The organism is Mesorhizobium sp. P160187, from assembly GCF_057766425.1.
This window is the reverse complement of the sequence record NZ_JBYMDX010000003.1, coordinates 2,066,085-2,081,195: the sequence shown is the minus strand read 5'-3', so window position 1 is coordinate 2,081,195 and position 15,111 is coordinate 2,066,085. Positions and strand designations below refer to the sequence as shown.

Sequence of the window (15,111 nt, the reverse complement as noted above, 5' to 3'; positions counted from 1 at the left end):
GCTGCGCCCTACGAGGACCCCCACCCCGATCCGCTACGCGGATCGACCCTCCCCACAAGGGGGAGGGTAAGGACGCGCCGGAAGAAAGCCCATCCGGCATTCGTTCTTCTCCCATGCAGTCCATCACCAACAACTCAACCCGCTACGGCTGGGCGGCGATCGTCCTCCACTGGCTGATCGGCATCCTGTTCATCGGCCAGTTCATGCTCGGCTTCATCATGGTGCGGTTGACCAGCCAGCGCACCGCCTTCGAGCTGATCCAGCTGCACAAATCCTTCGGCTTCCTGCTGCTCGGCCTCCTCATCCTGCGCATTGCCTGGCGGCTCGGCAATACGGCCCCGGCCTTGCCGGCCTCGGTCGGAGGCCTGGAGCGTCGGACGGCGCCGCTGGCGCATCTGGCGCTTTATGGCTTCCAGCTCGCGGTGCCGCTGTCCGGCTGGGCACTGGTTTCGGTGTCGATGCTGGAGATACCCAGCATGCCGTTCAACCTGTTCGTGATGCCGAACCTGCCGCTCGGCGTGTCCGATGCGGCGGAAAACTTCTGGGCGATAGCACACTGGTATCTCGCCTATGTCGGCATTGCCTTGGTCGCGCTGCATGCGCTGGCGGCGCTGCGGCATCATTTCTGGCTGCGCGACAGCGTGCTCACGCGCATGATCACGCCTTCGTCAGATCAGGACATGGAATAGCGCGCGCCGCGCATTCGTTCATTGGAGTGAGGGCGCAACACTTCGCCTGCCCCAGAAGGACAAAACCCATGTATGCGCGCATCTTCGGATTGGCGGCTGTTGCCGCTTGCCTTGCCATGCCTGTCTCCGCCGCTGTGGACCTCGGCGACGCCGCCGGCAGCTACACGGTCAACCGGGCCAGCTCCAGCATTCGCTTCTCCATCGGCAAGGTCGGTGGCGGCGGCCTCGACGGCGCCTTTGGCCGCTTCAAGGGCTCCATCCGCATCGACAACAGCGATGTCGGCCGTTCCGCGGTCAACTTCACCATCTATCCCGAAAGCGTCGGCACCGGCCAGGGCCGCATCGACGCCTTCCTGCGCTCCGATGCGGTGTTCGACGTGGCCAACAGCCCCGAAATCCAGTTCCGCTCGACCAGCGTAACCCGAACCAGCGACACCACGGCGCTGGTCAGCGGCCGGCTGACGGCGCGCGGCAAGACGTTTGCGGAAAAGTTCACTGCCGAGCTCGGCGGGCTGAAGGGCGGCGTCATTAAATTCCACGTCACCGGCAAGGTGCTGCGCTCCCGGTACGGCATGGATGTCGGCACGCCGATCTATTCGAATATCGTCAATTTCGACATGACGCTGACGGGCAAGCGAGGCTAGCAGGACCAGCGATCCGCATTGGCTTTTCCCGCAATTTCGGGCAAACCTCCTCGCCTGTAAATCGATAGGAGAAGCCTGATGTTCCGATGGGGTGTTTTGTCGACGGCCAAGATCGGCCGCGAGCAATTGTTGCCGGCAATCGTCGAGGCCGAGAATGGCGTTTTGTCCGCGATCGCCAGCCGCGACCTGTCGAAGGCCGAGGCCCTGGGCGAGCGGTTCGGCGCCAGACATGCCTTTGGTTCGTATGAGGAGCTGCTCGCTTCGAAAGACGTCGACGGCGTCTACATCCCGCTGCCGACCTCGCAGCATGTCGAATGGACGGCCAAGGCCATCGAAGCGGGAAAACATGTGCTGGTGGAGAAGCCGCTGGCGCTCGACGCCAAGGACATCGCGCCGCTGATCAAGCTGCGCGACCAGAAGAAGGTGCTGGTCTGCGAGGCCTTCATGGTCATCTACCACCCGCAATGGATCAAGGTGCGCGATCTCATCGCCGATGGCGCCATCGGCCGGCTGCGCCATGTGCAGGGCGCCTTCTCCTATTACAATGTCGATCCCACCAACATGCGCAACCAGCTCGATCTCGGCGGCGGCGCGCTGCCTGATATCGGCGTCTATCCGACGGTGTCGACGCGGTTTTCAACCGGCAAGGAGCCGCTCCGCGTGCAGGCGACGATCGAGCGCGACAAAAAATTCGGCACCGACATCTACTCCTCGATCCGCGCCGATTTCGGCGACTTCGAACTGTCCTTCTACCTCTCGACGCAGATGGCAGCGCGGCAGGTGATGGTGTTTCACGGCGAGAAGGGTTTCATCGAGGTGTTCTCGCCGTTCAATGCCGGGCTCTACGACCATCACCGCATCGAACTGCACAACCAGAACCATACGGAGGCGCAGGTGTTCCGCTTTCCCGGCACCCAGCAATACCGGCGCGAGGTCGAGACGTTTGCCAGGGCGGCACAGGGTGGCAAGGAGCGTGTCTTCACGCTGGAGGAGTCCGTGCTCAACCAGAAGGTCATCGACGCCATCTTCCGCGCCGGCGGCAAGGAAGGCTGGGAGGCCGTCTGATACAGCAATCTTAGCCGGTAATTTCATGGGAGAAGGGCGTCCGCATTGTGCATGCGGACGCCCTTTCCTATTGAACTGACGATCTCACGCGCCTCTGAGCGTCAGGTGCAAGGTCTCGGCGAAGCGGTCGGGATAGGGCGCAAAGCCCATGTGGTCGCCGGGGAAGGCGGCGCGCTTGCTGCCGAGCCTGTCGGCCAGCGCCTTGCCCATGCCGTCGATCGGCTGGCCGACGGACTCTTCGCCGATGCCGACCACGACCGGGCGGCCGCGCAGCGCCTCGATATCGGGACGATAGAGCGACAGCGGCATGACGCCATGCGCCAGCCAGTATTCGAAATTGCCGCTGACCCTGGCAAAGGTCTCGGCCTCCTCGGGCGACGGTTCGAACGAAGGCGGTCCGTCCTGCGGCCCGGCTTCATCCTGACCCGGCCCTTCCGACAGGCTGTTCTCGCTGAAGAATTTCTGCATCGCCGCCTCGACACCCTGGCTGCGATAGGTGTCGTGCAGGTCGCGCATGCCGGCCAGTGACGGCGACGGGTCGTCGAGCAGCATCATGCTGGGCGGCTCATGCGCCACCAGTGCACGAACCCGGCCGGGATGGCGGGCGGCGAGGTTGAGCCCGATCTGGGCGCCGCCGCTGGTGCCGAACACATAGGCCGGTCCGGCGCCAAGCGCCTCGATCAATCGCGCGGCATCGTCGCCATGGACATCGAGGTCCTGCTCTTGCGGCTCTCCGTCGAAGGTGCTGCGCGAATTGCCGCGCGGATCATAGGCGACCACTGTGTAGCGGTCGGCGAGGTGGCCCGCGACATCGGCAAAGACGCCGGCGTCCTGCGGTCCGCCGGGGATTATCAACAGTACGGGGCCGGAACCGCGCATCTCATAATAGAGGCTGGCGCCCGGTACTTTCAGCGTCGACGTTTGGGGGGTCATGTCCATCTCTCCTGTTGTTCTCATGTCAAAGTTCGGCTTTGCGCCGGGTCCGATCATTTGCCGGCGACAACCATGCGGTTGCCCTCGCTGTCGCGGAATTCGGCGACCGTGCGGCCCGGCTGCCAAGGCGCTTCCTGCGGCTCGGTGACGATTTCGACGCCGCGCGCCTTCAGGCCCGCGACCGTTGCCTCGACATCGCCATCAACGAGCACCAGCACGGCTCAGTGCCCGGCGTGTCATCGGGGCGTTTGACGAAATGCAAATTGGTGACGGCGCCGGGAAATGTCAGCTCGATCCAGCGCCAGCCGCTGTCGCCGATCAGCTGGTCCTCCGCCACCTGGCAAGCAAGATGGCCGGTGTAGAAGGCCTTGGCACGGTCCTGGTCGAACACCGGCAATTCGGCAAACTGGATGTGCATGATGGATCTCTCCTGCTCCTCGATGGCTGCCGCGCAACCGTCCACGGGAAAGACGATCCGGACGATCGAAAAGATTCGCCGGGCGACGAATTTTTTCGAGGCCGCGAAACGTCTTCTCCGCGCAGAGTTGAAAATAGGAGACGACAATGGGCTACAATCTCATCCGCTACGGCGTGAAGGACGAAAGCATCGCCGAGAACCGTATGCTGGTTGCACAGGTGTTCGAGGCACTCGACGACACGAAGCCGCAATCCGTGCGCTACCTCGTCCTGGAACTGGAGAATGGCGAGTTCATCCATCTTGTCAGCCAGGATGGCGACGGCCTGACCGGGCTCGCAGCCTTCAAGGCCTTCAGCGCCGATCATGCCGGACGCCGCTCGACGCCGCTTGCCAGATCGCCGGCAAAGATCGTCGGCAATTATCGTATGCTGGCCGGCGAGGTCGTGCCGGCTTGAATGCAAAGACCGGCATTTTGGGAACGGACAGGATGAACACAGCAAAACTCGACCGCGTTGCCCTGGAGGCGATGCTCGGCTCCTTGCGACCGAAGCTGCACCGCTACTGCGCCCGCATGGCCGGCTCGGTGATCGATGGCGAGGACATCGTCCAGGAGACACTGATCAAGGCACTGCAGGCCATCGACGGCGACGCCGCCGTCGAGCATCCGGAGCAATGGCTGTTCCGCATAGCCCACAATGCCGCGCAAGATCATCTGCGCCGGCGCCAGCGGGAGCAGGCGCGCATGAGCGAGACCGACATGACGACGATCGAAGACCCCTCCGCCAGCGCCGATGCGAGGCTCGCCACCGCCGCCAGCCTGCGAAGCTTCATGCAGCTGGCAACAGTGCAGCGCAGCGCCGTGATCCTTGTCGACGTGCTTGGCCTCAGCCTGCACGAAACCTGCGAAGTGTCCGGCGCGACCCTGGCTGCGACCAAGGCAGCGCTCCATCGCGGGCGGTCGCAGCTGCGCCTGCTGGCGTCACAGGACGAGCAGGCGCCTGCCCCAAAGCTCGACGCCGACGACGAGCGGCGCCTGCGCCGCTATGTCGACCTGTTCAACGCGCGCGACTTCGACGCCGTGCGCGCGTTGATCGCCGAGGACATCCAGCTTGAAGTCGTCAACCGCACCCGCATGCGCGGCAAAGCGCAGGTTTCCAACTATTTCGGCAATTACGACCGTGTCCAGGATTGGGCGCTGTCGCTCGGCTTCGTCGACGGCAGGGCGGCCATCCTGATCCGCAACCCGCAAGCGGGAGATGACGCCGTGCGCGGCTTCATGCTGGTCGACTGGCAGGATGGAAAGGTCAGCCATATCCGCGATTTCCGCTACGCGCCCTATTGCCTTGCCGATGCGGACATCCGCTTCATCGACGGGTAAGCATCGGCCAGAGAGCGCGGCTTCGCGCCTCAGGCGAAGCTTTGCAAATTGGCGTCCTGCAGCTTGGAGCCGGCGAGCAAGGCCTCGAGCACCTGCTTCTTGAGCGACAGGCACTGCGAGCGGGCAAGCTTTGCGATGGCCGAGACTTCGGCCAGCTCGCAGGCAAGCACCAACTCCTTCTGCTGGCCGATGATCGCTTGCGTGAAGTCGCGCGATTTGAAGCCGAGATGGAGGACACGCTCCGACTGGTCGAGCGTTTGGTCGAGCAGGCGAACCAGGCGCAGATTGCCGGAGAGTTCAGCCAGGGCCAGGCGAAAGGCGCGGTCGGCCGCCAGAAAGGCGACATGGCTGCGCAGCGTCTCCGGCTTCAGCACCTTCTGCGCCGCCAGCCCGATGTCGTCGAGCCCGCGTTCGGTGAGGTTTGCCGCGGCCACCCGGAACACTTCCGGTTCGATCAGGCTGCGGACGTCGAAGATCTCGTTGACGTCGCGCAGGCTAAGAGGTGCGATGACATAGCCGCGGCGCGGCTCGCTCTTGATCAGCCCTTCCTGCGTCAGGCGGGCCAAAGCCGAGCGGATCGTCGCCTTCCTGATCTGGTAGCGGTCGCCGATCTGCTTTTCGGTCAGGCTTTCGCCGGGTTGCAGGACGCAGGCGACGATGTCGCTCTTCAGCTGCTCATAAGCTTCCTCGCTGCGCAATATGTCGGCGGTCGACGGCGCCTTGACGGCGGACGGTGACACTGATTTCGGAAGAGCCATATCTGCCTGCCCGTTTGGTCTGCCCGCGTGGTCTGCCCGCGTAGTCTGCTTGCCCGTTTCGACCATCCGGTTGACGGGTCTGCCGGCATTCGCTAGCCTGAGCATCTCAGTTGTATTGGTTGAGCTTCCCAATGGAGATGACGACAAATGTCTCTTGCCGCCAACTCGCCTCTCTACGCCGTAACCTCCGATATCGTCAACGCAGCCAAAGGTGCTCATGCCTTCGAACGGGTCAAGGCGGTGCTGCGCGAACACACCGATCGCTTCCATGCATCAGGCGTGCTCGCGCATGAGGAAGACGACGATGAGGTGCTGCTGCATGCCAGCCCTGACTTGACCATCTACCACATCACGCTGTCGCCCGGCCTGCAGTACCCGCCGCACAACCATCTGATGGATGCGCTGATCGGCATCTACAAGGGTAGCGAGACCAACTTCATCTATCCCGTTGACGGCAGCGAGATCGATGCGCCGGAACGCCACGACATCGCGGCGCCCGCGGTGGTGCATATGAACCCGGATACGGTGCATGCGGTCGCCAACACCGGCAGCGCCCGCTCGGGCGCGCTGCATGTCTATCTCGGCAATCTGACGGAGACCCACCGCCACATGTGGAGCCCGGACAGCACCCACGCCGAGCCGTTCGACAATGAGCGGTATCTGGCTGGGGCGAGGCCGATTGGGCCCTGACCGGGAAAGCGGAAGAAAAGTGAGCCTGCTGCGCGGCGGCGCGCGCGAGCGTTCTGACGTCGCCGCGCCCAGATAACAGTCCCCACGTACCGGCCATTTCAAGAACACCGCAGCGCGTTGATTAGCGCAGTTAGTGCGGCAGGCTGATGCTGGCGACTGGGGTAATATTTAAAGAAGCCTGGAATAGGCGGCGTCCAGTTCTCCAGCACTCGAATGAGGCGGTGCTCGGCAACGTGTTCCGCGACCTGCTCTTCATATGTGAGCCCAAGACCGGCTAGCGGATCGCAGGAAATCACAGTTTCGGCGGAAATGGCGCGCCCGAAGAGACGCAACGCACCGTCGCCTAATCACTGATTTTGTTGGTTTTATTTTTATCAAAGGTAGCACGTCTGTAGCATAGATCAGTGACAAACCGGTTTGACCGGATTGCTGCAAGTCGAGCTTTGCCGATGACTGATTTGGGCCGAGAGGGGACTGACCGCAAGGCAGAGTTCTGTCAGTAAGCTGCCGTTTAGGAGTAAGCTAGATTCAGAGTGGTTCAGGGAATTTCAGCACGTGGGGCGCTGCAGACAACGTCCTACCCGCGTGAGCGGATGTGCTCCTGGAAAACTTTGCGCCAGTCCTTGACGGCCTCGAACCCGAAGTATCGGGCAAACAGCCAACTTAGACTAAGAACGGAACTCGGCTTGATTCTGCTCTGCCAATTTCCGATGGGTGTTCTTAGCTCCCAGTAATGGACAGCAGGCCGTCGGTTAGCGTCTCCTCAAGTAGGAACACGTTAATCAAACGAAGGCTACCAGGGCTCGTTGGTCGTTCCTTCTGTCAGTTGACGTGACCGCGCGAATGCGAAGTTCGCGATAGCGGTGTCTTGAATCCCTGTTCCGGTGAGATCCGCGATCGTAATCTGGTCGGCACTGGTGCGCCCCGCCATCTCACCGGCAATGATCTGTCCGAGTTCGGCAAAGCGCGCGTTCTCGTCAACGACACCGGCATTGATTGCGTGATGCAGTTCGCCGAGACGTCTAGTTTGTGCCAAGCTGTCGGCCACATAGATGTCGGCAGTGGCGATCACCTGAGGCTCGATCTCATTCTTGTGTTCAGCATCCGAGCCCATTGCTGTTATGTGCTGTCCGGGTGCAAGCCAGCGCGATAAAAAGATCGGGCTCACAGCCGGCGTCGTCGTGACAATGATATGCGCGCCTGCAACAGCCTCCTCCTGGGTCGGGCAAGCGACAACGTCGATCTCCAACTCGTCGGACAGTTCTCGCGCGGCAAGGTGGGCTTTGACTCCCCCGCGTGCCCATATTCGGGCCGAACGGATCGGGCGGACAAGCATGAGTGCTTGCAACTGAAGACGGGCTTGCAGTCCCGCGCCCAGGATGGCGGCAATCGAGGCGTCTTTGCGGGCGAGGTACTTGGCGGCGACCGCGCCGGCAGCGGCCGTGCGCAGATCGGTCAGATAACCGTTGTCCAGCAGCAGCGCCTGCACCAAACCCGTCGTGCTAGAGAGCAATATCATCAAGCCATTTGTGCTCGCCAAGCCGATCTCGGGATTGCCGAAGAAACCCGGACTGATCTTGATGGCGAAGCCGTCCAGGCCTGGCACATACGCCGTCTTGACGTCGACTTCCCCGCGATGCTCGGGAATATCGAGCCGCAGGATGGGCGGCATGACAACCTTTCCCGTGGCCAAGGTGCGAAATGCCTCCTCCACGCAGCGGACGATGTCGAGATCTAACTTCACCAAGCCCTTCAGTTGAGGCCCGGTCAAGATCTTCGGTTTTGCGAAATTCATTTGGGGCTCGCTTCGTCTGTTATGATACGGCGATGCAGTTGCATATCTATGTTGCGGCCTGACAGAACCGTCACGGTGGGACCTCGCAGGCTGCTGACCTTGTTCGCCAATAATGCTGCTATCCCAACGGCACCAGCGCCTTCGACAATCTCGCGCTCTTGCAGGTAAGCGTGTCGGATACCGACGGCGATCTCGGCCTCGCTCAAAAGAACGACATCGTCCAGGAGATCTCCGCACATGGCAAAGGTCAGCCTGTTGTGAAGACCAATGCCGCCACCCAGGGAATCCGCGAGGCTCTCGAATTCTTCCACTTGGATCGGGTGACCAGCATCCAGGCTGGCTTTCATCGCCGCGCCTCGCTCCATCGTGACCCCAATAACGCGCGCTTCGGGCCGCTTGGATTTGATCGCGCGTGCGACACCCGAGGCGAGGCCACCACCGGAAAGCTGAATGAGTACGGTCGCGACATCCGGCAGGGCATCGATGATTTCCAAACCTAACGTCCCTTGGCCGGCAATGACCGCTGGATGATCGAAGGGCGGAATCGGATTAAATCCCTCGCTCAAGACGAGCCGCTCGGCCTCTTCCTGCGCCTCATCCTGTGACCGTCCTACAATGTGGACATCGGCGCCAAGGCGGCGAATCTCGACAATCTTGTTGTCCGGCACCAGGCTCGACATACATATCGTCGCCTTCACGCCACACGCTTGCGCTGCGAATGACAACGCTCTTCCATGATTGCCTGTAGAAGCAGCGATGACGCCTCGCGCGCGCTCCTCGTCGGTCAATTGAAGAAGCGCGTTGAAGGCGCCTCGCAGCTTAAAGCTTCCCGTAGCCTGATGATGTTCGAACTTGAGGTGGACGGGCACACCACAGAGTTCCGATAGCGAACGCGACGGCATGAGCGGGGTCGGAAAAATGCAGCCGCCGATCCGATCGCGGGCCCTTTCGATGTCTTCTAAATCAACCATTCAACCGTACCTTGATCGACATCGATGCAGCGGATTCGCCTGCGATATTTGAGAGATCCATAACCCAAAGCTCATCAATGACTGTGGTCCGAGGTCTGTCCCGACGTGGACACCTGGCAGTCCCCAGCCCCCACGCAGATCGATCGCCCTACCAGCTAACCGCGATGTACTTGGTCTCGCAGAACTCGAGAATCCCAAGGTGGGCGCCCTCGCGGCCGAGCCCGCTCTGCTTCATTCCGCCGAATGGCGCTGCGGGGTCAGATACAAGACCGCGATTCAGCCCGACCATGCCGCTGTCCATTTGTTCCGAGACGCGCATCCCGCGCGCCAAATCTCGGGTGTAGACATATGATATGAGACCGTATTCCGTAGCATTGGCCAGCTCGTTAACCTCGTCTTCGGTATCGAAAGTTGTAAGCGCGGCAATCGGACCGAAGATCTCCTCAGCCGAAATCCTCGAGTCCGGCAAGACGCCGGACAACACGGTTGGAGCGAAGAAGTATCCTTGACCGTCGAGCGGTCCGCCGCCGACAAGCACCTTGGCGCCTCTCGCTGTGGCGTCGGTTACCAATTCGGTGAGGCGCTCGACGGCCTTCCTGTTGATCAACGGACCGCATTGCGATTTGGGATCGTATCCGGCCCCGACCTTCATCAACTTCATCCGCTCGACTAGCCCGGCGGAAAATGCTTCGGCGATGCCGGACTGGACGTAGAAGCGGTTCGCCGCCGTACAAGCTTCTCCGCCGTTGCGCATCTTCGCCACCATTGCGCCCTCGATGGCCGCATCCAGGTCGGCATCGTCGAAGATGATGAAGGGGGCGTTTCCGCCGAGTTCCATAGAGCACGACACGACGGTTCCAGCTGCTTCGCGCAGGAGTGTCCGGCCGACCTCGGTGGAACCCGTGAAGGATAGCTTCCGCACCCGAGGATCGTTCAGCATGGCGCTGACGACTGGTCCGGACTGGGAGGTGGTGACCACGTTGACCACGCCGTCAGGCACTCCAGCTTGCTTGTAAAGGTTGGCCAGCACGAGCGCGGTCAGCGGCGTCTCCGTAGCAGGCTTCAAGACGCATGTGCAGCCCGCCGCCAGCGCCGGCCCGATCTTGCGGGTGGCCATGGCAGCCGGGAAATTCCAGGGAGTGACGAGAACAGCGACGCCGATTGGCTGGTGTTGAACGATGATCTTGTTTGCCCCGCTTGGCGACGTCGATATTTCGCCATTGAGACGAACTGCCTCCTCGGCAAACCAGCGAAAGAACTCAGCAGCGTAGGAGACCTCGCCCTGCGCGTCGTTCAAGGTCTTGCCGTTTTCCAGGCTGATAAGCTCGGCCAACATATCCTTGCTTTCGATCATCAGCTCGAAGCAGCGGCGCAGGATCTCTGAACGCTTGCGCGGAGCGGTCGCCGCCCAGCCCTTTGCGGCCCTGTGGGCGCTCGCAATCGCGTCCATCGCGTCGTCGACAGTCGCATCCGCAACGGACACGATGACGTTTCCGTTGGATGGATCAATGACGTCTATGGTCTTCCCCTCCGTACCGCGTCTCCATTGTCCGTCAATGAAAAGGCCGGTGGGTAGAGAAGCGACGTCTAGGGGCGAAGAGAATTTTGCGGCAACGTTCATGTCCGCCGGCCTTTCGTTATCTTTGATCGGAGAAATTGGGTTCGGAAAGTTCCGCGAGATTCACCAGTCCCGTTGGATCAGCGCCGACGAGAAGACGCTTTACGTTCTGCACGGTCGTTAACGCCGCGCTTTCCGCCTGCGTGCTTGCCGCGATATGCGGTGTGATGACCAATCGCGGATGCGCCCACAGAGGATGCTCTGGCGGCAGCGGCTCGGGATCGGTCACGTCGAGGAACGCGCCCGACAGCCTGCCGCTATCCAACGACGACACCAGCGCGTCGGCGTCGAGCTGACGTCCCCTGCCGGCGTGAACGAGGCGGGCCCCGCGCGGAAGGGCGCTGAACAGGTCATCGTTCAGAATTCCGATCGTATTCCCGGTTAGCGGCAACAAGCAGACGAGTATGTCCGTCCTTGCAAGCATCTTCCGCAACCCGGCTTCGCCCCTATGGCAAGTCACGCCGTCTATGGATCGGAGCGACCGGCTCCATCCCGAGAGTTGGAAACCGAATGGCTGCAGCCCGCGAAGGGCGGCTTCACCCAGCACGCCCATACCCAGAACGGACACCCTGCGGTCGACGGCCTGCGGATGTTGCTCCAACTCCTCCCAGACTCTACGCCGCTGCTGATCGATGTAGAGATGCAGGTTTCGATGAAGCGAAAGGACAGCCATAGCGACATATTCGACGACCATCCCGGTAATGCCCTGATCCACCATGCGAATGAGCTTCACACCTGGAGGAATCGTGGCCCCGGCAAACTGATCGACTCCCGCGCCGATGCAGAACACAGCCTCAAGGTTGGGATATCGCCGAAGGTTTTCCGGCACGTTCCAGGTCATGATGAAGCGGATGTCGTCGTCGTCGACGGCCTCCGGTTCCATGCAGAACCGAACGTCCGGCAGGTGCTTTGAGAACACCTCGGCGAACACGGTCCCTCGCGTCGCGTCACAGAGGAACAGGAACGTCATGCCGCCTCATGCATCCTTGCGACGGCGCAGCGTCTTCCGGTCATGGCGCTCATACATCCAGTACACGAGCGGAATGAACCATGGACGACCGCGGAAAAACGGTACGGCCTTGGGAGCCTGATCGAAATCGAAAGCCGAGCGTGGCTGCTCCGTGTCTTCGAGGATCTTGAGCGCCGCCTTCTTGCCGAGCCACCGCGCCCACACGATGCCGGAACCGCAATAGCCGGTCGCGTAAGTGGTGTTGCCCCGCGAAAAGATGCGCGGGATCATATCCCGGTGCATGGCGACATTCCCGAACCAGCTATGCGTGATGCCGATATTATTCAGTTCCGGGAAAAGTCTGGCGAGTTCCGTTCGCAAATGGACGGTCGGCGTGAGCGGATCGCCCGCGGTCGTACCGTCGCGCCCGCCGAACAGGATACGCGACCCGTCGGGCGTCGGGCGGTAGTAGTAGCTCAGTCTACGCATGTCGCCATACATCATGCGCGCGGGCATCAGCCGGTCCATGACCTGCTTTTCCAGCGGTTCGGTGGCTATGATCCGGCTGCGAACCGGCACCAGGCGGCGGCGTAGCCATGGATCAAACCCGTCGGTGTATCCGTCGGTGCATACAAGGAGTTTCTTCGCCGTAACGTCGCCGCGCTCGGTGGTGACCCGCACGCCTGCCTTATCGCTGGCCGATCCCAGGACCGCGGTGTTCTCGTGAAGAACGGCGTTGGTCGCGCGCGCGACGCGGATCATGCCGGCCAGCAGCTTCGCGGGCTGTAGACCGCCAATATCCATACGGACCATGCCACCAACATAGAGGTCGGTTCCGATATATTTTCGGACGTCCGATCCCTTGACGGCGAAGGTCTCGATGCCAAGGCTGTCAGCCAGAAATCCGGCATGACGCCGAAGCTCTTCCGTCTCCTCGACTGTCATCGCTCCCTCGAACAAGCCGGACAGCAAGAAGTTGGCGTCAACATTCTCCGCCTCGAGGAACCGCCAAAGGTCCTGCCGCGCGGCCTGGCCTTCCAGGAGGATGCCGTTCGCCCTGTCCAGACCGAAGCGGCGGATCAGTTCCTTGCGGCTAGGCCTGATGCTGCCGCTCGCCATACCACCGTTACGGCTGGAAGCAGCCTGACCGAGCGACTGGCGGTCGAACAGCTGGACGTGCTTGCCGGCCCGCGCCAGCTCAATCGCGGCGGAAAGGCCCGTATAGCCGCCGCCAACGATCACCACGTCGCAGCTCCCATCGAGCTTGCTGACGGGCAAAGGCGGAAAGGCGCAGTCCTCCCACCAGTATGGCGTCGATTTGATCGATATGGAAAGCGTCTGTGTCATGGGGCGATACTGCTGCTGGGTTGCAAGGAAAGCTGGGACGCCACTAGTCGCGACTAACCCAGAGCTTGCGTGTGGTTTCGATGACCTTCCAGACGCCGGTGAAACCCGGATGCATGACAAAGGCGTCGCCGGCCGTGATGCGACGCGGCTCCTTCCCGTCCTCTATCAGTTCGGATACGCCTGACAGGATAACGCAGACCTCGAAAGTCTTGCCCTTTATCGAGCGATAGGCTCCAGGCGTCGCCTCCCACACGCCGGACTGAACTATTCCGTCGGCGGTCTGTGCGATGTCCCAACTAAGAAAGCGCGGATCGCCTTCGATCAGCCTGTCTGGAGCAGGCTTGCCTTCGCGGGGTTTGGGCAGGTTATTCTGGTCGATGAAAGTGAGGTTGGACACGGTCTTTCCTTTCAGGACTGGTTCAAGCCGGGATGGCTAAACGGCGTTCAAGAAGTTTCATCGCCATCAGCGCAATGACGCTGATCACGAGGTAAAAGGCGGCGGTTATGAGGAAGATATCCATCACCGCGAAGGTTTCGCTCATCAGGCGCTTGGCGTAGCCGGTGATCTCTAGGACCGTGATCGCGGAAGCCAAGCTCGATTCCTTGACAATGATGGCCACCTCGCTGCTGTAGGCGGGAAGTGCCTGTCGCAGCGCGAGCGGGAACTTGATACGAAGGAAAATGTGCCATGGCTTCATGCCGCAAGCTTCGGCGGCTTCGATCAAGCCCTTGGGCAGCGACTTGAAAGCCGATCGGAATGTCTCTGCGGTGTAAGCGCCGGAGTTCAGTACGACGGCGAGGATGGCTGCATGAAGCCCATCGCCGATCATCCACCACAGAACCGGGTTGTGGCGTATGAAACTTACCTGGGCCAAGCCGTAGTAGATCACGAAGATCTGCACCAGCATTGGCGTGCCACGAAATATCGCGCAATAGGCGTCGCAAAAACCGCGAAGCACCCGGTTTTTCGATCCGCGCGCAAGGCCGACCAGGACTCCCAGCGGCAGACCAAGAACAATGCCGAAGACTGCGATGAGAAGCGTGATCTTGACGCCCTCAAGTAGAAACGGGAGCGCATACGCCATGATGCCCAAATCCATGTCACATCCCTCCGAAGCCGCGATTGAGGACCCGTTCGATCCTCGAGAATGCGGTTTGGCTGGCGAGCGTCATGGCGAAGAACAAGGCTGCGGCAATGCAGTAGAAAAACAGCGGCGACCTCGTAATGCCGGCGGCGATCGCCGCGGTCCGCATCAGTTCCTGCAGGCCAACGACGGAGATCAGCGACGTATCCTTGATCGTCATCTGCCACACATTGTTGATGCCGCCGAGTGCGAGCCGCAAGGCGAGCGGAAAGGTAATGCGAAAGAATGTCACCATTCTCGGGAGTGCCAAGGAGCGGGCGGCTTCGAGCATGCCGAGGGGCACGGCTTGGAGAGCGCCGCGGATCACCTCGATCGAGTAGGCACAGGATATCGCGGCAATCGCTATGACGCCGACGATCATCGGATAGGCATTCTCGGCGGCCTGCTCGTAGCCGAACGTGCCAGCAACGGTTCTTACCCAGTCCAAGGAGCCGTAGAACAGCAGGTAAATAACCAGCAATCCCGGAATTCCGCGGATCAGGATGCTGTAAGCATCCACCATCTGTGAGACGACCACTACCTTCTGCCAGCGCAGGATGGCCAGTGGCGTCGCCACCAGGAAACCGAGCAGCATGCCGAGCAACCCGATCACAATTGTCACTGCGCTGCCGCGCAGGAGAGCCAGCGCCCAGCCATGCTCCACCATCAGAACCCAGAAATCCTGCATAGACGCCTCCCATCCGCCTGCCTTGGGCGACGCCAAGGCAGGCC

18 protein-coding genes are annotated in these 15,111 nt (G+C 61.4%); 6 read left to right on the top strand and 12 right to left on the bottom strand.

The features are described 5' to 3' along the window. The first annotated feature begins 113 nt into the window (after positions 1-113). From AC3CCE_RS13550 to AC3CCE_RS13540, 3 genes are all read left to right on the top strand, one after another. Positions 114-689, top strand: a complete 576-nt coding sequence (locus AC3CCE_RS13550) for a cytochrome b (protein ID WP_352510656.1) — start codon at positions 114-116, stop codon at positions 687-689. Between the two features lie 68 nt (positions 690-757). Further along, positions 758-1,333, top strand: a complete 576-nt coding sequence (locus tag AC3CCE_RS13545; protein WP_352625077.1) for a YceI family protein — start codon at positions 758-760, stop codon at positions 1,331-1,333. Positions 1,334-1,411: 78 nt separating this feature from the next. Further along, positions 1,412-2,398 carry a Gfo/Idh/MocA family protein gene (locus AC3CCE_RS13540; protein ID WP_023693056.1) on the top strand — a complete coding sequence of 329 codons (987 nt, stop codon included), beginning with the start codon at positions 1,412-1,414 and terminating at the stop codon, positions 2,396-2,398. 84 nt (positions 2,399-2,482) lie between these two features. Here the strand turns inward: AC3CCE_RS13540 and AC3CCE_RS13535 are convergent, their stop codons facing one another. Genes AC3CCE_RS13535 through AC3CCE_RS13525 form a run of 3 tightly spaced genes read right to left on the bottom strand, consistent with a single transcriptional unit; the run spans position 2,483 to position 3,749 of the window. Then, positions 2,483-3,331, bottom strand: coding sequence for an alpha/beta fold hydrolase (locus AC3CCE_RS13535; RefSeq protein WP_245264447.1), 849 nt, complete (start codon positions 3,329-3,331; stop codon positions 2,483-2,485). Between the two features lie 53 nt (positions 3,332-3,384). After that, on the bottom strand, positions 3,385-3,549 hold the full coding sequence (locus AC3CCE_RS13530; RefSeq protein ID WP_352625080.1) for a VOC family protein: 165 nt from the start codon (positions 3,547-3,549) through the stop codon (positions 3,385-3,387). Next, the gene (locus AC3CCE_RS13525) at positions 3,501-3,749 is read right to left on the bottom strand and encodes a VOC family protein (RefSeq protein ID WP_352625082.1); all 249 of its coding nucleotides are present in this window, start codon (positions 3,747-3,749) and stop codon (positions 3,501-3,503) included. Before AC3CCE_RS13525 ends, AC3CCE_RS13530 begins: the two co-directional genes overlap by 49 nt. Positions 3,750-3,895: 146 nt before the next feature. On the opposite strand from AC3CCE_RS13525, the gene AC3CCE_RS13520 reads away from it, so the two are divergent. Both AC3CCE_RS13520 and AC3CCE_RS13515 read left to right on the top strand, forming a co-directional pair. Beyond that, the gene (locus AC3CCE_RS13520) at positions 3,896-4,204 is read left to right on the top strand and encodes a hypothetical protein (protein ID WP_023681378.1); all 309 of its coding nucleotides are present in this window, start codon (positions 3,896-3,898) and stop codon (positions 4,202-4,204) included. Positions 4,205-4,236: 32 nt separating this feature from the next. Further along, positions 4,237-5,127 (top strand): sigma-70 family RNA polymerase sigma factor, encoded by an 891-nt coding sequence (locus tag AC3CCE_RS13515; RefSeq protein WP_352625084.1) that lies wholly within the window; start codon positions 4,237-4,239, stop codon positions 5,125-5,127. 29 nt (positions 5,128-5,156) lie between these two features. Here AC3CCE_RS13515 and AC3CCE_RS13510 read toward each other — a convergent pair whose 3' ends face one another. Next, positions 5,157-5,885 carry a GntR family transcriptional regulator gene (locus tag AC3CCE_RS13510; RefSeq protein WP_031261966.1) on the bottom strand — a complete coding sequence of 243 codons (729 nt, stop codon included), beginning with the start codon at positions 5,883-5,885 and terminating at the stop codon, positions 5,157-5,159. A 147-nt stretch (positions 5,886-6,032) separates the two neighbouring features. Here AC3CCE_RS13510 and AC3CCE_RS13505 point away from each other — a divergent pair, with 147 nt between their 5' ends. Further along, positions 6,033-6,575, top strand: a complete 543-nt coding sequence (locus tag AC3CCE_RS13505; protein WP_023832633.1) for an autotransporter — start codon at positions 6,033-6,035, stop codon at positions 6,573-6,575. A 793-nt stretch (positions 6,576-7,368) separates the two neighbouring features. Here the strand turns inward: AC3CCE_RS13505 and eutC are convergent. The 8 genes from eutC to AC3CCE_RS13465 all read right to left on the bottom strand — a co-directional run bounded on the left by eutC (position 7,369) and on the right by AC3CCE_RS13465 (position 15,067). Further along, the gene (gene eutC / locus AC3CCE_RS13500; protein ID WP_352518997.1) at positions 7,369-8,370 is read right to left on the bottom strand and encodes an ectoine utilization protein EutC; all 1,002 of its coding nucleotides are present in this window, start codon (positions 8,368-8,370) and stop codon (positions 7,369-7,371) included. Continuing rightward, positions 8,367-9,341 (bottom strand): hydroxyectoine utilization dehydratase EutB, encoded by a 975-nt coding sequence (eutB, locus tag AC3CCE_RS13495; protein WP_352518998.1) that lies wholly within the window; start codon positions 9,339-9,341, stop codon positions 8,367-8,369. The genes eutC and eutB overlap by 4 nt, the downstream gene beginning before the upstream one ends. 148 nt (positions 9,342-9,489) lie before the next feature. After that, positions 9,490-10,962, bottom strand: coding sequence for an NAD-dependent succinate-semialdehyde dehydrogenase (locus tag AC3CCE_RS13490; RefSeq protein WP_352518999.1), 1,473 nt, complete (start codon positions 10,960-10,962; stop codon positions 9,490-9,492). Positions 10,963-10,978: 16 nt separating this feature from the next. Then, the gene (locus AC3CCE_RS13485) at positions 10,979-11,929 is read right to left on the bottom strand and encodes a 2-hydroxyacid dehydrogenase (protein WP_352519000.1); all 951 of its coding nucleotides are present in this window, start codon (positions 11,927-11,929) and stop codon (positions 10,979-10,981) included. 6 nt (positions 11,930-11,935) lie between these two features. Then, positions 11,936-13,255 (bottom strand): NAD(P)/FAD-dependent oxidoreductase, encoded by a 1,320-nt coding sequence (locus AC3CCE_RS13480; RefSeq protein WP_352519001.1) that lies wholly within the window; start codon positions 13,253-13,255, stop codon positions 11,936-11,938. 43 nt (positions 13,256-13,298) lie between these two features. Further along, positions 13,299-13,652 (bottom strand): cupin domain-containing protein, encoded by a 354-nt coding sequence (locus AC3CCE_RS13475; protein ID WP_023715363.1) that lies wholly within the window; start codon positions 13,650-13,652, stop codon positions 13,299-13,301. A gap of 22 nt (positions 13,653-13,674) precedes the next feature. Continuing rightward, a complete protein-coding gene (locus AC3CCE_RS13470; protein WP_352519002.1) occupies positions 13,675-14,355 on the bottom strand; it encodes an ABC transporter permease in 681 nt (226 codons plus the stop codon). 1 nt (position 14,356) lies between these two features. Beyond that, positions 14,357-15,067 (bottom strand): ABC transporter permease subunit, encoded by a 711-nt coding sequence (locus AC3CCE_RS13465; protein WP_352519003.1) that lies wholly within the window; start codon positions 15,065-15,067, stop codon positions 14,357-14,359. Positions 15,068-15,111 lie beyond the last annotated feature (44 nt).

Excerpts from the sequence above, each read along its gene's own strand:
- AC3CCE_RS13535 (WP_245264447.1), bottom strand. The coding sequence starts at position 3,331 with ATGACCCCCCAAACGTCGACGCTGAAAGTACCGGGCGCCAGCCTCTAT.
- AC3CCE_RS13515 (WP_352625084.1), top strand. The coding sequence starts at position 4,237 with ATGAACACAGCAAAACTCGACCGCGTTGCCCTGGAGGCGATGCTCGGC.
- eutC (WP_352518997.1), bottom strand. The coding sequence starts at position 8,370 with ATGAATTTCGCAAAACCGAAGATCTTGACCGGGCCTCAACTGAAGGGC.
- AC3CCE_RS13525 (WP_352625082.1), bottom strand. The coding sequence starts at position 3,749 with ATGCACATCCAGTTTGCCGAATTGCCGGTGTTCGACCAGGACCGTGCC.
- AC3CCE_RS13470 (WP_352519002.1), bottom strand. The coding sequence starts at position 14,355 with ATGGATTTGGGCATCATGGCGTATGCGCTCCCGTTTCTACTTGAGGGC.
- AC3CCE_RS13490 (WP_352518999.1), bottom strand. The coding sequence starts at position 10,962 with ATGAACGTTGCCGCAAAATTCTCTTCGCCCCTAGACGTCGCTTCTCTA.
- AC3CCE_RS13480 (WP_352519001.1), bottom strand. The coding sequence starts at position 13,255 with ATGACACAGACGCTTTCCATATCGATCAAATCGACGCCATACTGGTGG.
- AC3CCE_RS13520 (WP_023681378.1), top strand. The coding sequence starts at position 3,896 with ATGGGCTACAATCTCATCCGCTACGGCGTGAAGGACGAAAGCATCGCC.
- AC3CCE_RS13550 (WP_352510656.1), top strand. The coding sequence starts at position 114 with ATGCAGTCCATCACCAACAACTCAACCCGCTACGGCTGGGCGGCGATC.
- AC3CCE_RS13465 (WP_352519003.1), bottom strand. The coding sequence starts at position 15,067 with ATGCAGGATTTCTGGGTTCTGATGGTGGAGCATGGCTGGGCGCTGGCT.
- AC3CCE_RS13545 (WP_352625077.1), top strand. The coding sequence starts at position 758 with ATGTATGCGCGCATCTTCGGATTGGCGGCTGTTGCCGCTTGCCTTGCC.
- AC3CCE_RS13485 (WP_352519000.1), bottom strand. The coding sequence starts at position 11,929 with ATGACGTTCCTGTTCCTCTGTGACGCGACGCGAGGGACCGTGTTCGCC.
- eutB (WP_352518998.1), bottom strand. The coding sequence starts at position 9,341 with ATGGTTGATTTAGAAGACATCGAAAGGGCCCGCGATCGGATCGGCGGC.
- AC3CCE_RS13540 (WP_023693056.1), top strand. The coding sequence starts at position 1,412 with ATGTTCCGATGGGGTGTTTTGTCGACGGCCAAGATCGGCCGCGAGCAA.
- AC3CCE_RS13505 (WP_023832633.1), top strand. The coding sequence starts at position 6,033 with ATGTCTCTTGCCGCCAACTCGCCTCTCTACGCCGTAACCTCCGATATC.
- AC3CCE_RS13510 (WP_031261966.1), bottom strand. The coding sequence starts at position 5,885 with ATGGCTCTTCCGAAATCAGTGTCACCGTCCGCCGTCAAGGCGCCGTCG.